The sequence below is a fragment of the Aminobacter sp. P4_H6_2 genome, from assembly GCF_056400805.1.
In genome coordinates, this window is sequence record NZ_JBFUKO010000707.1 from 1 (window position 1) to 2,599 (window position 2,599).

Annotated in this window: 1 pseudogene; it reads left to right on the forward strand. The window is 60.3% G+C overall.

Annotated features, from left to right (window positions below):
- Positions 1-84: 84 nt before the first annotated feature.
- Positions 85-1,940: pseudogene (locus AC1DUU_RS28980) on the forward strand (ABC transporter ATP-binding protein).
- The last annotated feature ends 659 nt before the right edge of the window (positions 1,941-2,599 follow it).

Consider the following 2,599-nt stretch of genomic DNA (forward strand, 5'->3'; position numbering starts at 1 on the left):
TTACATTGCAATCGGAAGATGATCCTATTTCACTCAAGTCGCCAAGTCCATCGCCCGACTTCTGATCTTTTACCCGAGCGGTCCATGTCGATTTCAGACGCGATATACCGTCCCTTCGAAACGCTGATCCAACCGCTAGACATTCCCTACCGGCCGCTGCCCACAAGGGGACCGATCTCCGTTCTCTTGCACTTCATCTCGATGTTTCGCGGTGTTCTGGTCACCCTGGCACTCTCCTCCATGGCGGTCGAGGCCATCAATCTGACGATAGTCTGGGGGCTTGCGGTCATCGTCGACGGTGTGACGGCACAGGGTGCGCTTGCTTTCCTGCAAAGCGAATGGCCGCTGCTTGCTTTCCTCGGCCTCCTGATCTTTCCGGGCATGCCGATCGCCTCGTTTCTCACCAACACCCTCACGTCCCATACGCTCGGTGTGGGCATGCCAGCCGCTGTCCAATGGCAGGGTCACAAGGCGGTGGAGCATCAGGACCTGGCTTTTTTTCATGATCTTTTTGCCGGACAGGTCGCCTCGCGCCTGTCGCAGGTGGCGTCCGCGGTCCAGCAGCAGATCATCGCCGCATTCCAATTGATGCCGCGCTTTCTGCTGCAATTGGTCGGCTCCCTCATCGTGCTCAGCGCGTTGTCCTGGCAACTCGCTCTGCCGGTCCTCGTCTGGATCATGCTCAACGTGGCACTCGCCGTCAGGCTGGCACCGATCTTTGCCGAACGCTCGCGCCGCACGGCCAAGCAGCGTAGCCTCGTCGCCGGTGCCATCACCGATCTTTACAGCAACATGCATATGGTCAAGCAGTTTGCGGCCGAAGACAGCGAGGCGGGTGCCATCCGCCGCATCCTTCAGAAGGCCATTCACACCCAGCACCAAGAACAACGCATCTACCGGACGTCGGAACTGATCGTTGTTGTGCTCAACATGGCGCTCTGGCTGGCGATACTTTCGATCGGTTTCTCGGGCCTCGTCGATGGCTTTCTCACGGTCGGGGAGTTCGTCGCGGCGGTCTACATCCTTAACCGGCTGTCCGCGCACACCTTCACTTTCTTGCAGATGGGCCAGCAGATCTTCCAGGCGATAGGCACCATAAAAGACGCGATGCCGGTTATGACGACGCCGCCCACCATCACCGACCAGCCCGACGCTGCTGAACTGACAGCCAGCCGTGGGGAAATCCGTTTTGACAATGTTAGCTTCGCATACAAGTCCGGCCGACCGGTGATCGACGGGCTGTCTTTGACGGTCCTACCAGGCGAGAAGGTTGGCCTGGTAGGCCTCTCCGGAGCCGGCAAGATAACGCTGGTTAACCTGCTGCTGCGGTTCTACGACATACGGGACGGCGCGATCTTGATCGACGGGCAAGACATACGCGCGGTCACGCAGCCAAGCCTTCGCCGCAGGATCGGGGTCATCGCGCAGGATGTCGCGCTGCTGCACCGTTCGGTCGGCGACAATATCCGCTACGGCCGACCAGAGGCGACGCAGGATGAGATTGAACAGGTGGCAAAAGCGGCAAAAGGGCCGATACGTTCATTGCCGATCTAGCGGACGGCGAAGGCCGCAAGGGCTATGACGCATTCGTCGGCGACCGTGGCATCAAGCTCTCGGGCGGCCAGCGCCAGCGTATCGCCATCGGGCGCGTCTTGTTGAAGGACGCTCCGATACTGGTACTGGACGAGGCGACCTCCGCCCTCGACAGCGAATCCGAGGCTGCCATTCATGAAAATCTCAACCTGGTAATGGAGGGAAAGACCATGATTGCCATCGCGCATCGCCTGTCAACCATTGCGAGTATGGACCGGATCGTCGTGCTCGATCAAGGGCGCATCGTGGAAGAAGGCACGCCCGCCGAACTGGTCGAACGGGACGGCCTGTTTGCCCGTCTGTGGAAACGCCAGACCGGAGGCTTCATTCCTGAAGAGATCAGCTAATCTATGCCTCGATGCGCCAAATGCGTGATTTCAAGCCCGCTTTGACAGGGCTTCGCGTAATTTGCCGCCTAACACAGATTGCCTCCTCCACCGCGCAACGGCCCCGTGGATAAATCCGCCGCACCTTTTCTCCCAATCCATTGAACTGCCTGATTTTTCAAAAAAACTTGGCGCCGATTTCTCCACGCCCGAAGAACCACGCTTATACTTCTCCGCACTGCCCTCGAGGGAACCGGATGCGCACCGGGTATTCGAAGGAGGGCGGCGGCGACCTCCCGCCACGGCTACGGTAGCCATGGCTCCGAGGGCTCGACGACAGGCCGGCGTGGCCGGTTCGGAACCTCGGTTCCGCAACCGAACCATGCGGAGAAGCCGCGGCGATTGTCCATGGAATGTACATGGAGCGGCGCTGTGACCGGCCAATTTCGGGACAGACGCCGGACGGACGGTCGGTGGGCCGCAAAAATCCCACCCTTGACGAGCGATCCACCGGCCGCCAGTCTTCCCCAGACATGATCCGGCCTCTTGCGAGGCGCGGTGCCACAAAAGCGCGCCCGCATCGCTCAAAAACGCCCGGCCGGCCCGAACGCTCACCCTCAACCCAGCCAGATGGAGCCATTCATGCACCCGACCGGCGAAGAACCCCTGCCCCCTTATGT